Here is a 19,338-nt window from a genome sequence, read left to right as displayed (position 1 = left end):
CGGAAACTCCCCCCACGGCAGCTTCCGACGCCGGCTCCAGTGCCACCGGTCAGCGCCCGCCGACCGCCTGCTCCGACATCGCCACGAGGTCGTCCGCCCGCAGCTCCGGCCACCCGTGCACTACCGCCCGCCACTCCTCCGGCAGCGCCGCCGCCCCGTACAGCGCCCCGGCCAGGCCGCCCGCGATCGCCGCGACCGTGTCCGTGTCGTTGCCCGACCGGACTGCTCGGACGAGGGCGTCCTCGAGCGAGGTCGACGACCGCACCGCCGCGTAGGCCGCCTGCAGCGCCGACACCACCCACCCGTTCGTCGCGGTGAAGGCCACCGGCTCCGCGTGCTCCGCAGCGACGAGTCGCTCCGTCCACGTCCGTCGAGCCGCCGGCCCGAGCAGGTCCAGCCCCCGCAGGACGTCGAGCTCGCCGTGCAGCACCGCGTGCCGGATCGCGACGCACCACAGCACGCACGCGTCCCCCGCGTCCGCTTCGTGGTGCGTCAGATCGCTGACGGCACGGGCCGCCGAGGCGAGCCGCTCCTCCTCACCGTCGTCGCCGCGCAGGTACGCGAGGACGAGGGGCACGGTCCGCATCAGCGACCCGTTGCCGGCCGAGCGGCCGGTCGACTCGTGCACCCGCCGGGCAGCGAGCCGACTGGCGGCGGCGGTGTGCGCCTCTCCCCACGAGCTCGGCCGCCACGTCGCTCCGCAAGCTCCGCGACGCGTCGGAACCGGCTCGCGTGGGCCCAGTCCGGACAGGACCTCTCGGGTCTGGATGCCGACGTCGGGCGCGTCCAGCGCCCACTTCGCCCAGGCGCCGACCAAGCCGTCGAGGGTGGCTTCCGCCGCCGGGTCGTCACCTCGGGCGACGGCCTGGAGGATCGGCACGGCCATGCTCGTGTCGTCCGTCCACTCCCCTGGTCGCCACCCGAACGATCCGCCACCCTGCATCACGATCGGCGTCGGTTCCGGGACGGGCGGGCCGAACTCGTAGCCGGCGCCGAGGGCGTCGCCGGCGGCAGAGCCGAGGACGGCGCCGACGGCGCGATCGAGGATCGTGGTGTGCTCGGTCATGTCGAGACCTCCGGATGCAGGTTAGCGCAGTTCCGCGCTAACCCGATCCTGCACCGGTCTGGTGATTAGCGCAAGTGCGCGTAAACTCCTGCCCGTGGCTGACACCGAGTACCGCGACCCGAGCGGCAAGCGCCTGGCGGACTACCCGCACCCCTCCGTGGCGGTCGACACCGCGGTCATGACCGTCGTCGACGGCGAGCTGTCGGTGCTGCAGGTCCACGATGCCGTCGACGGCGACTGGCGACTGCCGGGGACGTTCGTGCACGAGGGCGAACGCCTCGCCGACTCGGTGCTGCGGTCCCTGCGCGAGAAGGCCGGCGTCGAGGGGCTCGCGCCGCGGCAGCTGCACGTGTTCGACGACCCGGCGCGGGACTCCCGGGGTTGGGTGCTGTCGGTGGCACACCTCGACGTCGTGCCAGCCGCTGCTCTGACGATCGACTCCGGGCGGGCGCGCCTGGTGCCCGTCGCGGCAGCGGGGACGATGGTGCACGCGCACGACGACATCCTCGAGTACGCGGTGGCGCAGCTGCGGGAGGACCATCGGGAGCGGCCAGACCCGCACGGGCTGCTGGCTGAGCCGTTCACGATGACCGAACTGCGGCGGTTGCACGAAGTGGTGCTCGGGGTGGGGTTGCAGCCGGACACGTTTCGTCGGGCGATGGTGGGGCGGCTCGTTGTGGCCGACGGGAAGCGGGCGGAGGGGCCTGGGAAGCCGGCGGGGTTGTACCGGCGGGGCTGAGAGCAACAGCAGCGTGTCGCTCGTCGCGGTACCCCTGCTCGCGCACCCGTGGCCACAGAGGCACTGAGCGAGCCGATCGACGACACCGCAGCAGCGTCGTGGCAGCGTCGCGGCGAGATCGTCGCGCCCGAATCACGGAAGTGCTGGTCTGATGTTCTGGATTTGAGTATGGTGTTGCACGCCCCGCCCCGTGCCCGTCTCAACGAACTCGAAAGGAGGGAACATGCAGAACAACGAGAGCGCCAACATGCTCCAGAGCTTCACGCTGGACGACAGGGTCGCAGAACTCGACGTCGTGGACGACCTGTGGTACTTCGTCGTCGGAAGCGGCGGCGCCGTGATCGTCGGTAGCGGTAAGGGCTGACCAGTCCGGGGATCGGGGCGGGGCCCCACCGTTTCCCGACAGCAACACGAGGACAAACCATGGCTGAGCCACGCTGGAGCGTCGGCATCAACTTCGATTCGAAGTGCAACGCACGATGCGCACACTGCTGCGTCAGCAGTTCTCCGAACGCGACGGCCAACCTCGACGACGACCTGGTTGACAACATCGTCGACGAGCTCCTCCGCGAACCCAATGTGCGCGAGATCGGCCTCACCGGCGGTGAGCCCCTCATCCGGCGGGCTCGGACGATGTCGATCATCGCCCGGATCACCGCCAGCGGACGAGTGGCCTCGTGCGTGACCAACGGCTTCTGGGGGGCCACACGCCGAGCCGCAGACCGAGTCCTGGCCGAGTTCGAGGATGCCGGACTGCGGGAGCTCACGCTGAGCTACGACGACTTCCACTCGCCCTACGTCAAACCGGAGCGGATCAGGAACATCCTCGATGCCTCGCACGACAGACGTATCAAGGTCGTACTCAACATGTGCGTGAGTCGGTCGCAGGACTCTCGCGCACTGCTGGCAGAACTCGGTGACAGCGTTCACGGCATCCAGATCACCCAGTTCCCCGTTGTTCCCGCCGGCGAGGCACGATCGCTTCCGGAGTCCGACTTCCACCGCCGCCCGATCACCCGGGGCATGCTGCACTGCCCGGGGAATCAGGTGATCTTCCACAACGACGGCAACGTGTACCCGTGCTGTTCGCCACCGATCTTCGACACGAGGATGACGCTCGGCCGGGCAGGTGCGCAGTCGTTCCAGCAATTGGTCGACACGTTCGAGCGCAATGCCCTGCTCGGGATCATGCAGCGGGAGGGGTTCCAGTGGTTCATCGACGCGATACGGCGGGTCGCACCGGACGCACCCGCCGCCACGGTCACCGAAGTGGTCTCGGCCTGCGAACTGTGCTCGATCGTATTCAGGGACGAGGAATCGATCGCCCTCATCAGGCCACAGGTGGACGCGTACTGGGCAGCTCTCGATGCGGCCTGATCAGGTCTACGCCGATGATCGATGCGAACTCCGCATCTCTGGTGGACACGCGGTGGTCTTCGATCGCCTGGAGCGTACCTACTACCGCGCCCCGGTCGACTCGTTGCCCGAGTCGATACGGACCGCCGCGCGAATCCGGCGGTCGTCCGTTCCGACCTGGGCTGCGTGGAGCACCGTCGGAACGCTCCCGGCACTCCTCGCAGTCAATGCGATGCTCCTGCCGACGGGCACGACGCCGGCGGACTCGTCAGCAGCGATCGCAGCGGCCGTCTACCTGGTGTTCTCCGTCCTCATCCACGAAGGAGCACACATCCTGGTGCTCCGTGGATTCGGCCGCTCGGTAGATCGTGTCGGGTTCAAACTCAACTACCGGGTCTTCCCGGCGTTCTACGTCCGGATGAACCAGAGCCTGCTCCTGAGCAGACAGGAACAGGTCGTCGTCCATGCTGCCGGCATCCTGGCGAACCTCGCCACCAACGCCCTCCTGCTGGTCGGGAACACCTGGGCCGTCCGGTCCTCAGGCATCGAAGTCGCGGCACACCTGGTCTTCATAGCGGTGGTCTGGAATGTCGTACCGATCTTGAATTCCGACGGTTACCGGGTGCTCCTCGCCCTAGCCGGCGTCGACGCTGCACGCACTCTCCTGGCGAACCCCCCGTGGCTGATCGGCATCAAGGTCGCGGGCGTCGTCTTCATCGTCTTCGTGGTCATCCGCACCACCCTCACACTGACAAGGAACCTCATTGCCTGACCTCCTGACGATCCAAGGCTTGACCGTGCGGTTCGGCCGTCGAACCGCCGTCGACGACCTCTCACTGACGATCGAGGACCGGGGCCACGTGATCGGGCTGTTCGGCCAGAACGGGGCCGGTAAGAGCACACTCATACGGTCGATGTGTGGAGTGATCAACAGGTACCGCGGAGTGATTTCGCTCCACGGCGGCTCCATCGCCTACCTCCCCGACGCACCATTCCTCTACGGAAACCTCCGACTGGATCAGTGCGTCGCACTCGCACGCCAGCTGTGGTCGGACTTCGATGCCGCCGTCGCTCGGAGGATCTTCGCCGAGCTCGGTCTTCCCGATGACCTCAGGGTCAGCCAGGCATCCAAGGGGATGTCGGAGCAGATCCACCTCGGCCTCGTCCTGAGTCGACGCTGCCAGCTGTACGTGTTCGACGAACCGCTCGCCGCTGTCGACCCCTGGACACGGGACCGCTTGGTGCAACTGATCGGAGAGCACCGCTTGCCAGGTTCCACTGCGCTCATATCGACGCACCTCGTGGCAGGACTGGAAGACCTCTTCGACGAAGCGATCGTCGTGCACGACGGTGCGCTCGTCCTGCACGAGGACGTCCATGCGATCGCTGCACGGGGCGGTCTGGAAGCACGAATCAAGGAAGTGATCTCCACTGATGCTCTGGCGCGTTGAGTTCCGCAAGCACCTGCCGGTGTTCGTCGCCGCGTACCTCGCCACGACGGTGACCGGCGTTGCCGCCGTGCTCGCACCCGACATCGTCACCCTGGACGTCATCCGAGCGCTGTGCACCTTGTTGTGCTGGAGCGCGACGACTGTCTACTCAGCCGTCGTGGTGTTCGCATTCCTCGTTCTCGGGCGTGACCAGCTGTTCCAGATCAGCACGAGAAGTCGCTGGCAGCTCGTCGGCCTCAAACTGGGCGTCCTCGCCGTGTTGCTCACCGTCCAGCACCTCCTGACGGTCGGTCTGCAGCTGCAGAGCCTCCTCGAACCCGCAGGAGCAGACGCGGCAGCTGTGATCTGGTATGTGACGCTGGCGAAGGTCGTTTCGATCGCGGCGTTCCTGCTCTCGGTGACGTTCCTCGCGACGCTGTCGAAAGTGCTTCGTGGTCGAGGGGTTCTGACTTCGTTCTTCGCCGTCGGTCTGCTCGTTATCATCGGCGTGCAGGCTGTCCTGCTCTGGCGGCTCGGGGCACCCACCACGCAGGAGTTCTTCATCGGCGTCGGGGGGCAGCTGTTCACGGTCAACCTCTACGCGAACATCCTGCCGCTGACCCTCACTGATCCGAGCGCTGGCTTCCTGCCGCCGATCTCGGGTCTGTCGGTCGTCTTGAACCTGATCGCCGCGATCGTGTCCGCCGCTGCATGGGCTGTCCTCGCCAAGGTTCGTAGGTTCGACTTCCTGCCGATGTAAAATCGACGTCGTCGCCTCGAGGTGGTGCCCGTCGCGTCAGCGGCGGCGATGGTGCAGGCGCACGACGGCATCCACGAGTACGCGGTGGCACAGCTGCGGGAGAACCATCGGGAGCGGCCAGACCCGCACGGGCTGCTTCCGGAGCCGTTCACCATCACGTAGCTGCGGCGGTTGCACGACGTGGTGCTCGGGGTGGAGCTGCAGCCGGACACGTTCCGGAGGGCGATGGTGGGGCGGCTCGTGGCCGCGCAGGGAACCGGGCTAAGGGGCCGGGGAAGCGCGATCCTCAGAAGACCGCGGGTAACCAAACCATGGGACACGTCAACGAGGCAACCAAACCTGCACCGACCCCAACTGCTCTAGCGTTCGCGCTCGTCCGCGTAGCGCGGGGCCATCGACTCCATCTGGTCCATGACGAGCTTGATAGCGTCGGGCTGCTTGTCCGGCGGGTACTTGTACTTCACGAGCAGCCGCTTGATCGATGACCGGAGCTGAGTCGACCGCGCCGACCCGCCTCAGCGAGTCTTGCTTGGTCAGGAGCAGCCGCCGATCCGTGACGGCGACCCATCCGTCGCTGAGTCGGGGCAGCGTGATGCGATCGAACGACACGTCTGCCAGGGCAAGCACCTTCTCGCCCTTCTGGAGGCGGAACGGAAGGATGCGAACGAGTTCGTCAGGAACGTCATCCTCGAAGACGAGCACGTGGGGAAGCGCAAGGGGCGTGATTTCAGGTGACGACTCCTGCCCGCGAATGCGCCTGAGAGCCTCCTGCAGCTGCCGCACGAGGACGTGCGACTCCTTTGCTGCTCGAGCGGTCCCGCCGATCTTGAACGTCCGCTTGCCGGGGAGTTCAGCCACGACCGCGAACTCGCGGGCGAGTTGGTCGAGGAGTTCGTCCGTCTCCGCGAGCGACCGCTCGTGGAGATCACGCGCCTCGGTGATCAAACCATCGAGTAGCCTGCCGTCGGCTGGGTTGGTCCTCGCGCTCCGAAGCAGGTGTCCCGCGCGGAGCGACTGGTAAACGAACCAAGAAGTCTGTGACAGCAGGAGCGCCTGTACGTCGGCGATGATTGCCTGCCCGTTGTCGGTCAGGTACTGCTGTCGTTCCTTGTGGCCGACCTTCTTCTCGAGCTCGATGGCATGGCGTTGGACGGCGTGCCTGTTCGCGTCCCACTGCGAAGTGAGTTCACCCTGGTACCCACGCACCTCACCGAAGACGGCATCGGTCACTTCGCCGATCCGGCGGGCGTGCCGGAGTTCGCGGATGAGTGTCTCGTAGTGTCCTGCCACACCGGACCACTGGCTCTGCCGAACGACCTGCAGCACTTTGGAGGTCAGGTCCAGATTGTGCTGAGCGACCGCAGCGATCTGATTCAACTGGTACTGGATGACCATCAACGTGATCGCAGGCCCCATCGCAGCCACGACGGAAGCAGTCGTCGCCGCGGTTGCGGGGAGCCATCGAACTGAAGCAGAGAACGCCTGAGCACCACCGCCACCACCACCAACAAGCGTTCCGAGGTTCCAGCCGTCCTTCACCATCGGTGTGGCCGTCTTGACCGCCTTGATCGTCTGCGGAGCGAGACGGACAAGTCCTTGCGCTTGCAGCGCCGCGTTGGCGCCCTGCGCTCCGACGCTCCCGAGGCCGACGGCGGTCCCGACGGCGGTCGAGACTGCGCGCAGCGTGCCCTCGTCGATGAACGAGAACGGCACGACCTCGAGGCCATCCGGGATCTCGTCACCGAAGAAGATGGCCAGTCCGTCCTCGAACTCCACCAGGGCTGTGGACGGTGCTTCCTCGTTCCGCTGCTCGTCGTCGTGCGTTCCCTCGGGGAGCTCATCGCTCATCGGTGTCTCCTTCAGTGTGCATGAAGCCGGGAGCGACCTGGTCGACGAACCACTGCAGCGCGGTAACGACGCCCTCGCGAGACGACTCACTGGTCAGTACGTCGATCGGGAACGACGGCCGCTTGTCGATCCGACTCTCGGCGAGGTTGATCCCGGCCACAGCGTTGAGCCGCTCACGGAACTGCTGTCGGAGCGCGAGATCGTCGAACGGGGGGCGGACCCGGAGGTGCTGGAACACGACCTCGACGGTCCCCGAGATGGGGTAGATCGTGAACGGCCAGTGGTGCGGTCCGCTCTCGGAGTGCCGGGGCGCCGTCATGAACGCACTGCTCTCCCGGTTCGTGCCGAACTCGACGGTTCCGCCGAGTCCGCGCCAGGCGTCGAACAGCTCGGAGACGGCGCGCACTGAAGCGGGCGGATTCGCACTGGAGAGCTGTCCGATGAAGGTGCCGTCCGATGCCGCGTCGATTCCGTCGAAACCGTCCGTGACCAGCCCGATGCGTTCTGCGAGCGCTGTGGTGGACAATCGTGCTCCTTCATCAGCACCGTTCGGCGAGAAGGTCAGTCCCTCCTCTTCGAGGACTACCCGTGGCTCGCGCTCGTCGGCAGGATCGGGCCAGCGGAACCCTGGCGAGATGATGCCGCCGCCCTGCAGGACACGGTGGGCGCCGAGGACCTCGGTACTTGCCAGATGAACTCCGAGCGGGACCGGGTGGGTGCCCACGAGCGCCGCGACGTCGCCGTAGGAGGACCAGTGTCCGGCCGGGATCGCCATGATCGCCTCGTGCACGAGCGACCAGTCTCGCCCGGTATCCGACGACTGCAGCCGCTCATCGGGTCCCGACCACTGTCGGAGGATCTGTTCCGCGAGCCACTCGCCACGAGCGAGAATCTGCGCTCGTCCCCAGGTCGGTGCATCGAGCACCAGCTGGTTCAAGCCGCTGAAGCTGCTCTTCCGGTAGTCCTCTCGCTTCGACGGGAACGACCGGTTGCTCAGCTCCGAGTTGTACCCGGTGAGCGTGAGGTTGCCGAGCGAGTGCACGAGCTGCTCGTGCACGAGCTCGACCGACTCGTCGTCGGCGAGGTCAACTTCGAGGGCCGCCCGCCAGTCCGGGGTGAGCGTCTGCGGCAGGATGTGCTCGATCGTCGACTTCTCGACGTCGACGGGCTCCTTCGCGTTGAGTTCCTCCTGCACCCACTTGAGGATCAGCTTCTGCTGCGTCCGGAGACCGCGCAGGTAGAACGGCTGCGTGCGGACAGCATCTCGGATCTGATCGTCGGTCGAGTAGTACTTGCGGCCGGTCGAGAAGTAGTTGACCAGGACCTGATCCACCGGCCGCTCGTCCAGTGCTCCGCACGCCTGCAGGATCGTCCGGTTCAGGCCCTGTCCGGGGCGTCCGCCGATCGTCCGTCGGACGATGTAGGACTCGATGGTGGCGAGCGCGCCGGCGACCTCCGCCGTGCTGCTGATGCCCGCGGCGCGGCGGGCGAGCAGCCTGAGCGTGAGCGGCACGGTGGTCGTCGAGGCCCAGTCGGCGAGGTGTTGGAGGTGCTTCCGCACAGCGAGGTCCGCTTCGAGAGACGGGTCGCGGATGACCTCGAGCTGCTCGGAGAGGCGACTGAACCGCTCGATCTCCGCGAGGATCTGCTCGTCGTTCATCTTCGCCAGCCGAGCCTGCTGGTAGCTGTAGATGTCGCCCTGCTTCAGGAGCGGCTCGTCAGCCACAGCATCGAGCCAGAAGATCAGCTCCAGGTCGTTGACACTGAGTCGGCGCTGCATCGGCAACCACCATGACGAGTACACCGATTCGCCGCGCGAACCGAGCCGCATGAACAGGTAGTTGCGGACGAGGTCGCCCTGCGTCAGCCGCAGCCCGGTGTTGTTGAGCGACTCGAAGATCCGGTAGACGTTGTCTTCGTCGCGCGCGGTGATCGAGACGAACGTCAGCCCCGCGAGCACTGCTTCGCGGATGCGCTCGATGTCACGCGGATCCTCGGGGTCGTCGGCGAGTTCGAGCGCACGGCGGAAGAACGAGTACGCGCTACCCACGCCGGATGTCGAGTCCGCGCCCGCCGCCCCGTCGACGACAGCGCGGAACGAGTCACGGTCCGCCTGGGTCGGCAGGAGCTTCAACCGTGCGTCGCCGGGCTTGAAGCGGTCAGCGATGTACTGCTCGTGGATGCTCTCGGCGAGCATCGGTTGCTCGGTCTGGTGCTGACGGAGGTAGTCCCTGAGGGCACAGAGCAGGATCGAGAGCGTCGTCAGTCGCTGCTGTCCGTCGACCACGAGGAACTCCACCCCGCTCGGCACGATCGCGCCGGTCGACAGCACGAGCGAACCCATGAAGTGCGTGGCACTCGAGTTCGTTCGGCGCGACTCCGCGAGCTCGAGGATGTCCGCCCACAGGCGATTACGCTGCTTGACCTCCCACGCGTACGGCCGTTGGTACAGCGGAACGAGGTACTGCTTCGGCCCTCCGAGGAGTTCTTGCAAGGTGGTTTCGCGCACGTCCATGGGCAGCCTTCCGTTCGGCTCGAAGTATAGGGAAGGCGAGCGACACTCACAGGGTGGCAGTCCGAGGAGTTCGCGACCGCGCGCCTCATACGCGGAAAGCCGCAGAGTTCGCCCGTACTGTCCAACTGCTGCGAGCCACAGTCCCGGTTCCGAGGAGCACTGCTCACACCGCGGGTCTCGGCTCCGCCACCGAGACCAGGACTGTGACCGTCAACCTCGGTCTCGTCCTCCCCGGCTGGCCAACGACAACCGAACGCGTCGAGGCGCGACCGCTTGTTCCGCTTCGGCTTCCCGACGCTGGATGAGCACCAGGAGGTCGTCCCGGAACCTGCGGCGTGGGTCGGTCGAGGAGGACAACCGGAGTCGCTTCCGTCTGAGCGCAGACAGGCGTTGCTCACGCTCTGCCGTCCGTCGGCTGACGAGTGCGACGAGGTCGCCGTGGAGGCGTTCGTGCACGCCGGTTCTCGACGGCAGCAGGGGCGCCGGCTGGGTGACCGATGGAGTGACGGGCCTTGGCAGCGCAGGGCTCGAGGAGGTGAAGGGGATGCGCCGGATCTCTTTGAGCCCTGCTGCCAGCAGTGCGCTGACGAGCGGGTCGATGTCGGCGTCGGCATCCGCGGCGGTCAGGTCGATGCGGCCCGTCGCGAGGGCGAGCGACAGCTGACGGACGGCTCCGTTCCGCCGACGCTTCACCGCGAAGTGCCCGATGTCCGCGACGTCGATGCGACGCTCGCGACCACCGACCAACCACGACGAGAACCTCGACCGGGCAAGCAACACGAGGACCCGTCCGTCGAACTCGACGTCGACCCCGTCCGCGGCCACCTGCATCGACGTTCCCTCCCACCCCGGACGGGGCATCCAAGTCAGTCCCCTCCAGCACCATAATGGAGAACCCCTCAACCTCTTGGAGCACGTCTGTGAGCAGAGCCCGTGATCGGCGCGAGCGCCCCGCCTCCGAGCCCGGAGACCAGACGTTCGGATTTGGGTTCGGAACGGATGACCACGATCAGCAACCGGCACAGGAACAGCAGTCCTACCCCGCGGGCTTCGGTGGCGACCACTCGTGGACCCCGATCCCGACCGCGGGCCGACGCCGTCGCCGCCGACGTTGGCCGTGGTTCGTCGGCGGTGCCGCGGGCCTCGTCGTCGTCGTCCTCGGCGTCATCGGTTCGCTCTCGGACCCCGCAGCCCCGACCGCGCTCGTGACGACGGCGGCGGCGTCGTCGTCGTCGTCGTCGTCAGCGACTCCGACCACGAGCCCCATACCGACCCCTGCTCCGGGCACCGCCCTCGCGGCCCTCGACGCGCTGCCCGTGAAGGGCCGGTCCGCTCGGACCGGCTACGACCGCGCAGCGTTCGGGACGGCGTGGGCGGACGTCGACGGCAACGGGTGCGACACTCGGGACGACGTCCTCGCGCGGGATCTCACTGCGATCACCCGTGACGGAGCCTGCGAAGTCGAGACAGGGGTCCTGGTCTCCCCGTATACGGCTGTGTCGATGCAGTTCGTCCGTGGGTACACGACCTCCGGGGAGGTGCAGATCGACCACATCGTTGCGCTCGCCGACGCATGGCGCACCGGCGCCTCCACCTGGACCGCGAGCGAGCGCGAGGCGTTCGCCAACGACCCCCTCAACCTCTTCGCCGTCGACGGTCCGTCGAACCAGCAGAAGAGCGACGGCGACGCTGCGACCTGGTTGCCCGCGAACAAGTCCTTCCGGTGCGCGTACGTCGCCCACCAAGTCGCTGTGAAGGCGAAGTACCGCTTGTCGGTCGCGCCGGCGGAGTACCAGGCGATCGCGCGTGTCCTCGCGAAGTGCCCAGCCCAGGACCTGCCGGACGAGTCGTCCAAGGACGTGCACGCCGTCACCGCGACGTCGACCGCTCCCCCGTCCGATGCCCAGAGGGAAGCGAAGGCCCAGTCCGACGCCACCGCGAAGGCCGCTGCAGATGCCGCAGCCAAGGCGGCTGCCGACACCGCTGCTGCCCAGGCTGCCGCCGATGCCGCGGCTCAGCAGGCGGCAGCAGACGCCGCCGCACGACAGGCCGCCGCCGACGGAGCAGCGCAGGCGCCGGCACCTGCTGGTGGCTCGACGTACTACCCGAACTGCAGCGCAGTGCGCGCGGCGGGCGCGGCGCCCATCCGCACCGGGGACCCGGGCTACTCGCGGAAGCTCGACCGCGACGGAGACGGCGTCGCGTGCGAGTAGCAGCCCAGAGCGCTGCAGTCATGTCCTGACGGCCTGGAGGCGCGGTGCCAGCTGGCACCGCGCCTCCAGTCCGACTGTTGGTACCCCCTCAGGTGCCCAACAAGACCCCACGCGAGTGCAGGACCCACTTCAGCGGGTCCACGGTGCGGTACGGCGAGATCCCGAACCGGCTGAGGGTCTCACCGTCCGGTGAATCACCGAGGACGGAGACCGCGAAGAAGCGGTGGTCGACGCCACGCCCGGCGTTGGCCTGGTCGAGCGTGTAGACGAACGCGGACGCGCCGAGCGTGAACAGCAAGCTGCGGACCTCGAGACTGAGGAGTTCGCTGTCCTCCCTGTCGAACGTGCCCGACTCGAGACTCGGGTCACGCTGCATCGCCGAACCCGGGTTCGACATGATGGCCTTCCAGTCGACGTCGTCGACGTCCCGGAGCGCCTGGAGTGCGTCGAACTTGGACACGACGACCCCGAGCCGTGTCGACGAGCTCCCCATGATGCGCAGCAGGTTCCCGAGGACCACCTTCGGGTCACCGCCCGTGGTGAGCTGCGGCGGCACGAGGTCACGCAGGCGTTCCCGGATCTCGCCGATCTGTAGCGGGTCGAACATGAAGAAGACGGCGTCGGCGTGCCGCAGGAACGACAGGTTCTGCGCATCCGCCGCGGCGTTCTCCATCTCCTCACCGGCGACGTCACGGATCACCAGGTACCGGAGCACGCCGTTGACGATGCCGAGGCGGAACACCATCGGATCCCGCTGGTACGAATTCGCGGTGTCCGCCCGAGGCGTCGGGGCGATGATGCCGAGCTCCTCGTAGAGCGGGCGCTCGTAGACGTTCGTGTACACGTCCCGAGTGCGCTCGTTGCCGTACTCGACCGTGGAGTTCACGTGCTCGAGCAACTGGCCGAGCTGCTGGACGGCGACCGCGATGTAGAACGACTTGCCCGTCGCGCGGGCACCGTTCATCGCGATCGTGGTCACCTCGGCGTCACGCCAGCCGCTCGGGATGCCGTAGTGACAGATCGGGCAGACCTCCGACTGGGAACTGCCGCAGCGACCGCAGAACGACGAATCGCGCGGCGTCCATCGGCGCGGTGCGTTCTCCGGCTTCTGCTCGATGTTCACGAAGCCTGCCGACACGGGCCCGCCGAGGAACGCCGACGCGACGGCGTCATGCGCCTTCTCACAGGAGGGGTTCTGGCACATCCACATCCGCACGTCATTCGGGAGGTGCTGGAAACAGCTCGGACATGCGGTCATTCGGGGACCTCCTCGGCCGCGGCGGCGAGGCCACGGAGCAGCGATTCGACAGTGGTGCGGAACTCCGCGGGTGTGGCAGCGAGTCGTTCCGGGATCGACGCTCCGTCACGGTCGGGCTCGATCACGGTGGTGGTGGCGGGGTCGACGCCGACGACCGCGACGGCGGACGACGCGATCAGCAAGACGGTGTGGACGCCGGGTGCAGCGGCAGCGGACGGTTCATCGGTCACCCGGACGACGAGCCGGGACCGACCGTCGGACGCCGGCGGCGGGACGACCCGTTCGAACGCGGCGGTCGAGCCGAACACTCGGGAGCCGGGCAGCCTCGTGAGGGTCGCGACGGAGCGCAACGGGTCGCCGTCCGGCTGCCAGTCGACCGCCTCGTCCACGAGCGCGATCGGCAGGGTGGATCCCTTCGGTACGAGTGCGTCCAGCCCGGCGATCATCTCGACCACAGCGCCGATCGAGCCGTTCCGGTAGTGCGGCGCCATCGACGCTGATGCATCCAGCGCGATGGCGAGCTGTCGTTCCGTCCCGTTCGAGGTGGTCGCGTTCCCGACGGTCCGTGCGGCCGCTCGCGTGGCGGCCGCGACGTCGCTCAACTGTTCTTCGTGCACCGCCGCGACTGATCCGACGGTGATGCGTCCACCTGCGGGTTCGACGAACACGAGATCGCGGTGGCGCAGACCGGCGACGTCGACCGGTCCGACCAGGACCCGCTCGGGCTCCCCGCCGCCGGACTCACGCTCGATCGTCAGCCCGATCGAGGTGCCGACCGCGAACTCGACCGCGCCGATGGGGACGACACGGAGCACCGCGGGCGCTGACAACGCCGGCACGATGAGGAGTCCCGGGCGCGGCGCCAGGGTGTGCACCGGTTCCACGGCGGCGACGAGCTCGACGCCGGCCGCTCCGGCGGTGGACGTCGCGATCGCTCGGATCGGTCCGGAGGAGACCGTGACCGACCGGTCACCTTCGAGCATGTAGGTGGGCATCAGTTGACCTCGTTCCGACTCATCCGACCGAGGAGGCCGGGTCGTGTCCTGATGGGCGGCTCAGCGCCCGGGTGCCAGGTGGCGAGCAGACGGCGAGCGAGCTGCTCGGCGTCCTGGTGGAGGCTCCGGATCTCCCGTTCGGAAGCGTCGCTGCGACGCTTCCGGTCGACGATCATCTGCGCCGCACGGTCCACGACCCCGGGCAGGACGGACGGTTCGGCGCCGTCGAGGACGGCTGCCGCCACCAGTGCGGTGACGCGGACACGCCCGTCCGTCCGCTCCGCTCGGACGGTCATGCGGCCGAGCGCGGCCAACTGCTCGTGCCTCGGGAAGCTGAGAGCAGCGTCCTGGGCTGCGGACCGGACGAACGTCTCGACCACGCGATCGACGTCCGTCTCGGCCAACGGGACGTCGGCGACGATGGTGTCGAGCACACGTCGGACACCGTCTTCTCCGGCCGCCACGGCAAGACGTTCGGCGACCATGATGACCAGCGGCGACACGGGCAGCCTCGTCACCGCCGCGGTCAGCGCGACTGCGGCGATCACCGGGTCGGAGACCTCGGGGATCGGCTCGAGCAGATCGGTGTTGGTGCCGGCGCTCGAGAGGAGCTCGATGAGCGCGCCCGCGTGGACCGCAGCATCACCAGGCGCGCCACCGAGTTGGAGTCCCCGCGTGGCACGTCTCACCGCCGCGATCGGGTCGGACTCCCGGAAGGCCTCGGAGATCGGATGACGCAGGACGTCGTCAAACGCCGGACCGTCCGGAGCGGCACCGAGTGCTCGTGCGAGAACCTGGTCCGGGACCTGCACGCCGAGTCCCCGTACGGCGGCCACCTGTTCGACCGTCCATGGCCGCCCCGTTTGCAGCGCTTGGTAGATCTCGATCCTGGTGCGGTCGAGGAGCGCCGCCGGCTGCTGCCGTTCGGCGCGGATGATCTCGACGAAGACCAGGTGTCGGAGCCCTGCGACCACATCGCCGCGTCCACTCCGGCACACGGCGATCACACGTTCGCGGTCGAGCGGGTCGAGGTGGCCGGAACGGTCGGGCATGATGCGGTCGTCGTCTCGGTACAGCCAGTCGAGAACGACCGGGAGCACAGCTCGGCCGATCGGTCGCTGCTGGACCTGCGGCATGGATGCCGTCACTGCCCGAGCGAGCGAGCGGACGTCTGACCGAACAGGACCGGTCTGCTCGACGAGCGTCGGACCGTCGGCGCTCACGAGCAGCGGCGCGACGATGGTCTCCATGAGCAACTCCGACGGAGCGAGCCCACTCTCTGAGCGCCCCGCTATCCCGAGGCCGAGCGCTTCGATGAGGTCGAGCAGATGCAGGAACTCCACGGCGTCACGCAGCATCGGGGCGCTCTCGTCGCTGGATGAGGATGATGTCCGTTCGGCCCATCCTCCAAGCGCTGCGTCCGCCAGGAGACGGAGGTCGGTGCCTCCGATCCCGAGGGCACCAACAGGCACCGGGACGGACCCCGGGCGCGCGAGCCAGGAGCGATCCGCCAGTGCGCGTTCGGCGTAGACGCGAGCCGCCACTCGCGGGAGCAGACGCTCACCGGGCTCACCGGTGCCCGCGACGGCCAGCGCGGCGGCCGGGTCGGTACCGAACCGGTCTGCGAGCACGTCGGCCGTCGCCGCCCACAGCTCCGGATCGTCGCGCAACCTGATCGGCGAGTGGTCGGCCAGCACCTGCGCGGCCTCGTCCTCGGCGTCGAGGAGCTCGCCCCCGCGCAGAGCCGTCACCATCGCGAGCGGCCATTCGGGCGCGAGGTCGGAGTCGCCGACCCTCGCGGTGACCTCGTCGATCGCTCGCAGTGTGGCAGCTGCCAGTGGAGCATCGGCGAGTGCGACCTGCGCCATCACTGACCATGCAGAAGCGGGGACCGTCGAGCCGTCCGGGAGCTCGTGTGGGCTCCCACCCGGATCCCCGAGGGACGGGACCGCCGAGTCGTCGATGACGACGATGTCCGTTCGGTCCCGCACCGCACCGTGGTCGGCCCGTGGGACGGCGACGAGGTGCAACCCGTGCCCGATGACCGCGTCGAGGTCGACGGCGCGCTCGTAGAGCGAGAAGGAGAACCGACGGCTCGTCTCCGCGGACATCAGGAGGCTGACGGCGGCGACCCAGATCGCCACGCTCTCCTGGGTGTCGCTGACGAGCACCACGGGTGGCCCCCCGGCAAAGGTCGCGCGGACCGCATCGAGGAGGACAGCCAAGGTCCCGGAGCGCCACTCAGCGGGGTCCGTGAGGAAGGACACCACCTCCTCCACGCCGATCGCACCGGTACCGAGTACCGGGTTGCCCGTGATGCTCGTGCCCAGGACCTGCTTCGGCCCGAACGGCGCGAGCCACGACGAACGCCATGCAAGCACCGGTCGGAGCTGTAGCGCGGGCTCGCTCGGCGACCGGTCGAGGACGACGTGCGAGAAGACGTTGCCCGGCCGCCCACTTCCGTCCGACCCGGCCTGGACCGCGTGCCAGTAGGCCCACGACGGCGACTCGGTGCCGAGGGGTGCGTAGGTGAACCGTCGAGCGAGTCCGTCGACCTGCGTCGGCGTCGGGAACGGCGGGATCGGCTCGTCCGCGTTGAACCCGGTCACCACCCTGGAGCGGAGCGACTCGAGCTCGTCGTCGGAGAGGACACCACTCGTCTCCTTCACCTGCCATCCGCCAGAGGTGGTCCCGTCGTCGAACGAGGCGTAGGTGAGCTGTGCCCAGCGGCCCTCGGCCCCTCGTGACTCAGCGTCCACCACGGATCCCGAGCTTCTCGGAGAGCGACGTCAGGCGGAGCGACGCCGGTGACGGATCGAGGAGCGCGATGCCCCGGAGTTCCTCCGGCGGCAGGTCCACGAACAGCCGGACGTACCCGGTCGGCTTCGACACCTCGGACTTCCACGACTCTCCGGTGCTCTGGAACGAGGGGGCAGCGCCAGGCTCGCCCGTGGAAGCCGTCTGCGCGCGCCGGCTCGGGGTGGCCCCGTCGAGGTCGTCGCGGACGAGCGACAGGGCGACTCCGTCGCGGATGCTGAGCGGCATGCGATCGGCGTTGTGCACCAGGACGAACGCCAGCGGACGCTCCACCGGGCTCCCCGGCGACCAGACACTGAAGGAGACGCCGGACACCTGCTGCATGAAGTTCCGCAGGGTCCTGACCGAGTACTGCAGCCGGACGAGCCCTGGGTAGGTGATCGTGAAGACGGGCCCCGGAACGCGTTCGCCAGCCTGGAACGCGATGGGGACCAGGTGCAGGTCGCGCCCGTTCGCAGGGAGGGCCGCGGGGAAGCGGAGTCCGCCGGAGCGCTTGTACTGCTCGTGGGACACCTCGATCGGTGTGCTCGCGGCGATCGCGTCGGCAGCGGCAGCCCCGATCGGCGATGCGTACACCTGGACCGTCGCGGCGCCGTCGGGCCACGCGAAGGTCAGGATCTGACGCGAGACCCGTTCGACGATGCGGCCGTCGCTGATCGATCCCGGTCCGGCCTGCGACACGGAGGTCCCGACGAAGGCCTTCCCGTCGAGCACGGTCACCGGGGTGAAGTAGGCACGGGTCCATCCTCGGGGCCACGGGACGGCGAGCATCGACACACGTCCGTCCTCGTGCGTCACGACGGGGTCGCCGAGGGCTGCGTCAGCGGGGAGGGCCGTCAACTCGAGAGCCGCCTCGTCGATCGGTCGCAGATCGGCGCCGGGCGCGGGAGGGTTCTCCGTCCGGTACACGACGACCCGACCGCCGCGCGGCGGGGTCCATCGCAGGTGGAACCGCCGCTCGTCGTCCACGCCGGTGACCGTGACCTCGAGGTCACGGACCGCCTCGTGGACCTGGGAGATCAGCTTCGGCTCGGACTGCGGCGCAGACAACTGGGTCGCACCGTCGACGTCCGCCTCCGCCAGTACCTCGTAGAGGTACCGACGGCCACGCTCCGCTTCGTCGTCGACGAAACCGGTCAGGTGGTCCTGCCCTGCACCGATGCGGTACTGCGGGTTGCCTCGTCCGGTCGCCGCCCGTTCGATCGGGATCCGGTACACCTGCACGCGACGGACGCCCGGGAGCGTCTGCCACTGGCCGACGACGCGCCCCTCGTCCTCGCGGAGCACGAGGTCGGTCGGGCCCATGACGACCGACCCCTGGGCATGGAGGACCGGCTGTCCGTCCCGGGCGGCCTCCGGGTCCGGCCCCGTGTGGACCCACACCTGGACCGAGCGCACGGCGCTGGTCGGCGGCACGGGGTCGATCGCGGTCAACCCGGTCGTGGCTGCGACGAAGTCAGCGAGGTCGGGGTTGTAGGGCATGTACTCGTCGCTGACGACGACCCGGTAGAGGACTGCCGGGGCGCTCTGGGGCGCGGGTGCCCAGGAGTACCGGAGCGTTCCGTCCGGCGAGACCGTCGGGGTGATCGCCACCGGGTCGCGGTCGGCGACGCTGTAGCCGAACTGCGCGAAGCCGCGGCCGAGACCGAGCTCCTGAGCCGCTCCGTCAGGCGGAGTCGCGGTCGGCGTCGTGGTCGGGGTCGGAAGGCCGGGGGCCGACGCCGGACCAGTCCGGTCGAGCCGCACCGTCGGCCGCGCCGGCGTCGGTTCCGGTGGCGCGACCGGCACGACAGGCGTCTCCAGCGCGGCGAGGACCTCAGCGAGTTCCGGTGCGAACTCGGCGACCGATGCGGTCAGCCGCGACCGGACCTCGTCGGTGTTGCGCAGAGTGGAACGAGCGATGGTCCGGAGGGTGCTCGACTTCAGCCCGCCCACCCCCTGGCGTCCGGCGGCGAGCTGCGCGTCGCGCCAAGCGGTGAGCGCCTCGAACCGTCGCTCGGCCGGAGACCCCTCCGCGTCTGCAGCGCCGCCGTCGTCCGAGCGTTGCGGGAGCGCGACCGGCTCCTGGTACTCGAGCGGGATGTCGATGTCCTCGACCCCGGCTGCGACCTGGTCGAGCAGGTACTGGATCGTCGGGCGCCACGACTCCACGAGCCGGTCCGACGTGGCATCCGACTTGCCGTCCGAGACCACGTCGATGGTGCCGGCGTCTGCGATGGTCTGCATCTGCGCGCGCGACGGGAGCGGATGTCCCAGCGGCGCGAAGATCTCGAGCCAGTCGCGGAGCAGTTCGCTCCGCAGTTGACTGTGGTTGCCGGTCATGCGATGTGCTCCAGAGCAG

General features: G+C 68.5%; 15 protein-coding genes and 1 pseudogene. 8 read left to right on the top strand and 8 right to left on the bottom strand.

Annotated features, from left to right (window positions below):
- Positions 1 to 49: 49 nt before the first annotated feature.
- Positions 50 to 1,066: an ADP-ribosylglycohydrolase family protein gene (locus DEJ31_RS09000; RefSeq protein WP_111121704.1), complete on the bottom strand. Its 1,017-nt coding sequence runs from the start codon at positions 1,064 to 1,066 to the stop codon at positions 50 to 52.
- A gap of 94 nt (positions 1,067 to 1,160) precedes the next feature.
- Here DEJ31_RS09000 and DEJ31_RS08995 point away from each other — a divergent pair, with 94 nt between their 5' ends.
- From DEJ31_RS08995 to DEJ31_RS17175, 7 genes are all read left to right on the top strand, one after another.
- A complete protein-coding gene (locus tag DEJ31_RS08995) occupies positions 1,161 to 1,805 on the top strand; it encodes an NUDIX domain-containing protein (RefSeq protein ID WP_111121703.1) in 645 nt (214 codons plus the stop codon).
- 223 nt (positions 1,806 to 2,028) lie between these two features.
- Positions 2,029 to 2,169, top strand: a complete 141-nt coding sequence (locus DEJ31_RS08990) for a YydF family exported signaling peptide (RefSeq protein ID WP_110905174.1) — start codon at positions 2,029 to 2,031, stop codon at positions 2,167 to 2,169.
- Positions 2,170 to 2,228: 59 nt separating this feature from the next.
- The gene (locus tag DEJ31_RS08985) at positions 2,229 to 3,182 is read left to right on the top strand and encodes a YydG family radical SAM peptide epimerase (protein WP_111121702.1); all 954 of its coding nucleotides are present in this window, start codon (positions 2,229 to 2,231) and stop codon (positions 3,180 to 3,182) included.
- Positions 3,183 to 3,234: 52 nt separating this feature from the next.
- Complete coding sequence (locus tag DEJ31_RS08980) at positions 3,235 to 3,933, top strand: site-2 protease family protein (RefSeq protein WP_111121701.1); 699 nt, start codon at positions 3,235 to 3,237, stop codon at positions 3,931 to 3,933.
- Positions 3,926 to 4,612: an ABC transporter ATP-binding protein gene (locus tag DEJ31_RS08975; RefSeq protein ID WP_111121700.1), complete on the top strand. Its 687-nt coding sequence runs from the start codon at positions 3,926 to 3,928 to the stop codon at positions 4,610 to 4,612. The genes DEJ31_RS08980 and DEJ31_RS08975 overlap by 8 nt, the downstream gene beginning before the upstream one ends.
- Positions 4,596 to 5,351 carry a hypothetical protein gene (locus DEJ31_RS08970; RefSeq protein WP_111121699.1) on the top strand — a complete coding sequence of 252 codons (756 nt, stop codon included), beginning with the start codon at positions 4,596 to 4,598 and terminating at the stop codon, positions 5,349 to 5,351. Before DEJ31_RS08975 ends, DEJ31_RS08970 begins: the two co-directional genes overlap by 17 nt.
- A gap of 24 nt (positions 5,352 to 5,375) precedes the next feature.
- Complete coding sequence (locus DEJ31_RS17175) at positions 5,376 to 5,513, top strand: hypothetical protein (RefSeq protein WP_181433491.1); 138 nt, start codon at positions 5,376 to 5,378, stop codon at positions 5,511 to 5,513.
- A gap of 197 nt (positions 5,514 to 5,710) precedes the next feature.
- Here DEJ31_RS17175 and DEJ31_RS17775 read toward each other — a convergent pair.
- The 3 genes and pseudogenes from DEJ31_RS17775 to DEJ31_RS08950 form a co-directional block, all read right to left on the bottom strand.
- Positions 5,711 to 5,845: pseudogene (locus tag DEJ31_RS17775) on the bottom strand (type I restriction enzyme endonuclease domain-containing protein); the annotation flags it as partial.
- A 1,343-nt stretch (positions 5,846 to 7,188) separates the two neighbouring features.
- Entirely contained in the window at positions 7,189 to 9,708 is a 2,520-nt protein-coding gene (locus DEJ31_RS08955; protein WP_181433489.1) for a DUF262 domain-containing protein, read from the bottom strand.
- A 216-nt stretch (positions 9,709 to 9,924) separates the two neighbouring features.
- Positions 9,925 to 10,545 carry a hypothetical protein gene (locus tag DEJ31_RS08950; protein WP_111121695.1) on the bottom strand — a complete coding sequence of 207 codons (621 nt, stop codon included), beginning with the start codon at positions 10,543 to 10,545 and terminating at the stop codon, positions 9,925 to 9,927.
- A gap of 89 nt (positions 10,546 to 10,634) precedes the next feature.
- Between DEJ31_RS08950 and DEJ31_RS08945 the strand changes: the two genes are divergently transcribed.
- Positions 10,635 to 11,927, top strand: a complete 1,293-nt coding sequence (locus DEJ31_RS08945; protein WP_258366235.1) for an excalibur calcium-binding domain-containing protein — start codon at positions 10,635 to 10,637, stop codon at positions 11,925 to 11,927.
- A gap of 88 nt (positions 11,928 to 12,015) precedes the next feature.
- Here the strand turns inward: DEJ31_RS08945 and DEJ31_RS08940 are convergent, their stop codons facing one another.
- From DEJ31_RS08940 to DEJ31_RS08925, 4 genes are read right to left on the bottom strand one after another with little or no spacing between them, the layout of a single operon-like run.
- Positions 12,016 to 13,131: a zinc ribbon domain-containing protein gene (locus DEJ31_RS08940; protein WP_146243128.1), complete on the bottom strand. Its 1,116-nt coding sequence runs from the start codon at positions 13,129 to 13,131 to the stop codon at positions 12,016 to 12,018.
- A 50-nt stretch (positions 13,132 to 13,181) separates the two neighbouring features.
- Positions 13,182 to 14,180, bottom strand: a complete 999-nt coding sequence (locus DEJ31_RS08935) for a hypothetical protein (protein ID WP_111121692.1) — start codon at positions 14,178 to 14,180, stop codon at positions 13,182 to 13,184.
- Positions 14,180 to 16,939 (bottom strand): hypothetical protein, encoded by a 2,760-nt coding sequence (locus DEJ31_RS08930; protein WP_111121691.1) that lies wholly within the window; start codon positions 16,937 to 16,939, stop codon positions 14,180 to 14,182. The genes DEJ31_RS08935 and DEJ31_RS08930 overlap by 1 nt, the downstream gene beginning before the upstream one ends.
- Positions 16,929 to 19,319 carry a hypothetical protein gene (locus tag DEJ31_RS08925; RefSeq protein ID WP_111121690.1) on the bottom strand — a complete coding sequence of 797 codons (2,391 nt, stop codon included), beginning with the start codon at positions 19,317 to 19,319 and terminating at the stop codon, positions 16,929 to 16,931. Before DEJ31_RS08925 ends, DEJ31_RS08930 begins: the two co-directional genes overlap by 11 nt.
- Positions 19,320 to 19,338: the final 19 nt, after the last annotated feature.

The sequence above is a fragment of the Curtobacterium sp. MCPF17_031 genome, assembly GCF_003234035.1.
GTDB lineage: Bacteria > Actinomycetota > Actinomycetes > Actinomycetales > Microbacteriaceae > Curtobacterium.
This window is presented reverse-complemented; position numbering and strand designations above follow the sequence as displayed.

Coding starts and splice junctions, on each gene's coding strand:
- DEJ31_RS08970 (WP_111121699.1), top strand. CDS start 4,596: ATGCTCTGGCGCGTTGAGTTCCGCAAGCACCTGCCGGTGTTCGTCGCC.
- DEJ31_RS08985 (WP_111121702.1), top strand. CDS start 2,229: ATGGCTGAGCCACGCTGGAGCGTCGGCATCAACTTCGATTCGAAGTGC.
- DEJ31_RS09000 (WP_111121704.1), bottom strand. CDS start 1,066: ATGACCGAGCACACCACGATCCTCGATCGCGCCGTCGGCGCCGTCCTC.
- DEJ31_RS08950 (WP_111121695.1), bottom strand. CDS start 10,545: ATGCAGGTGGCCGCGGACGGGGTCGACGTCGAGTTCGACGGACGGGTC.
- DEJ31_RS08990 (WP_110905174.1), top strand. CDS start 2,029: ATGCAGAACAACGAGAGCGCCAACATGCTCCAGAGCTTCACGCTGGAC.
- DEJ31_RS08935 (WP_111121692.1), bottom strand. CDS start 14,180: ATGCCCACCTACATGCTCGAAGGTGACCGGTCGGTCACGGTCTCCTCC.
- DEJ31_RS08925 (WP_111121690.1), bottom strand. CDS start 19,319: ATGACCGGCAACCACAGTCAACTGCGGAGCGAACTGCTCCGCGACTGG.
- DEJ31_RS08940 (WP_146243128.1), bottom strand. CDS start 13,131: ATGTGCCAGAACCCCTCCTGTGAGAAGGCGCATGACGCCGTCGCGTCG.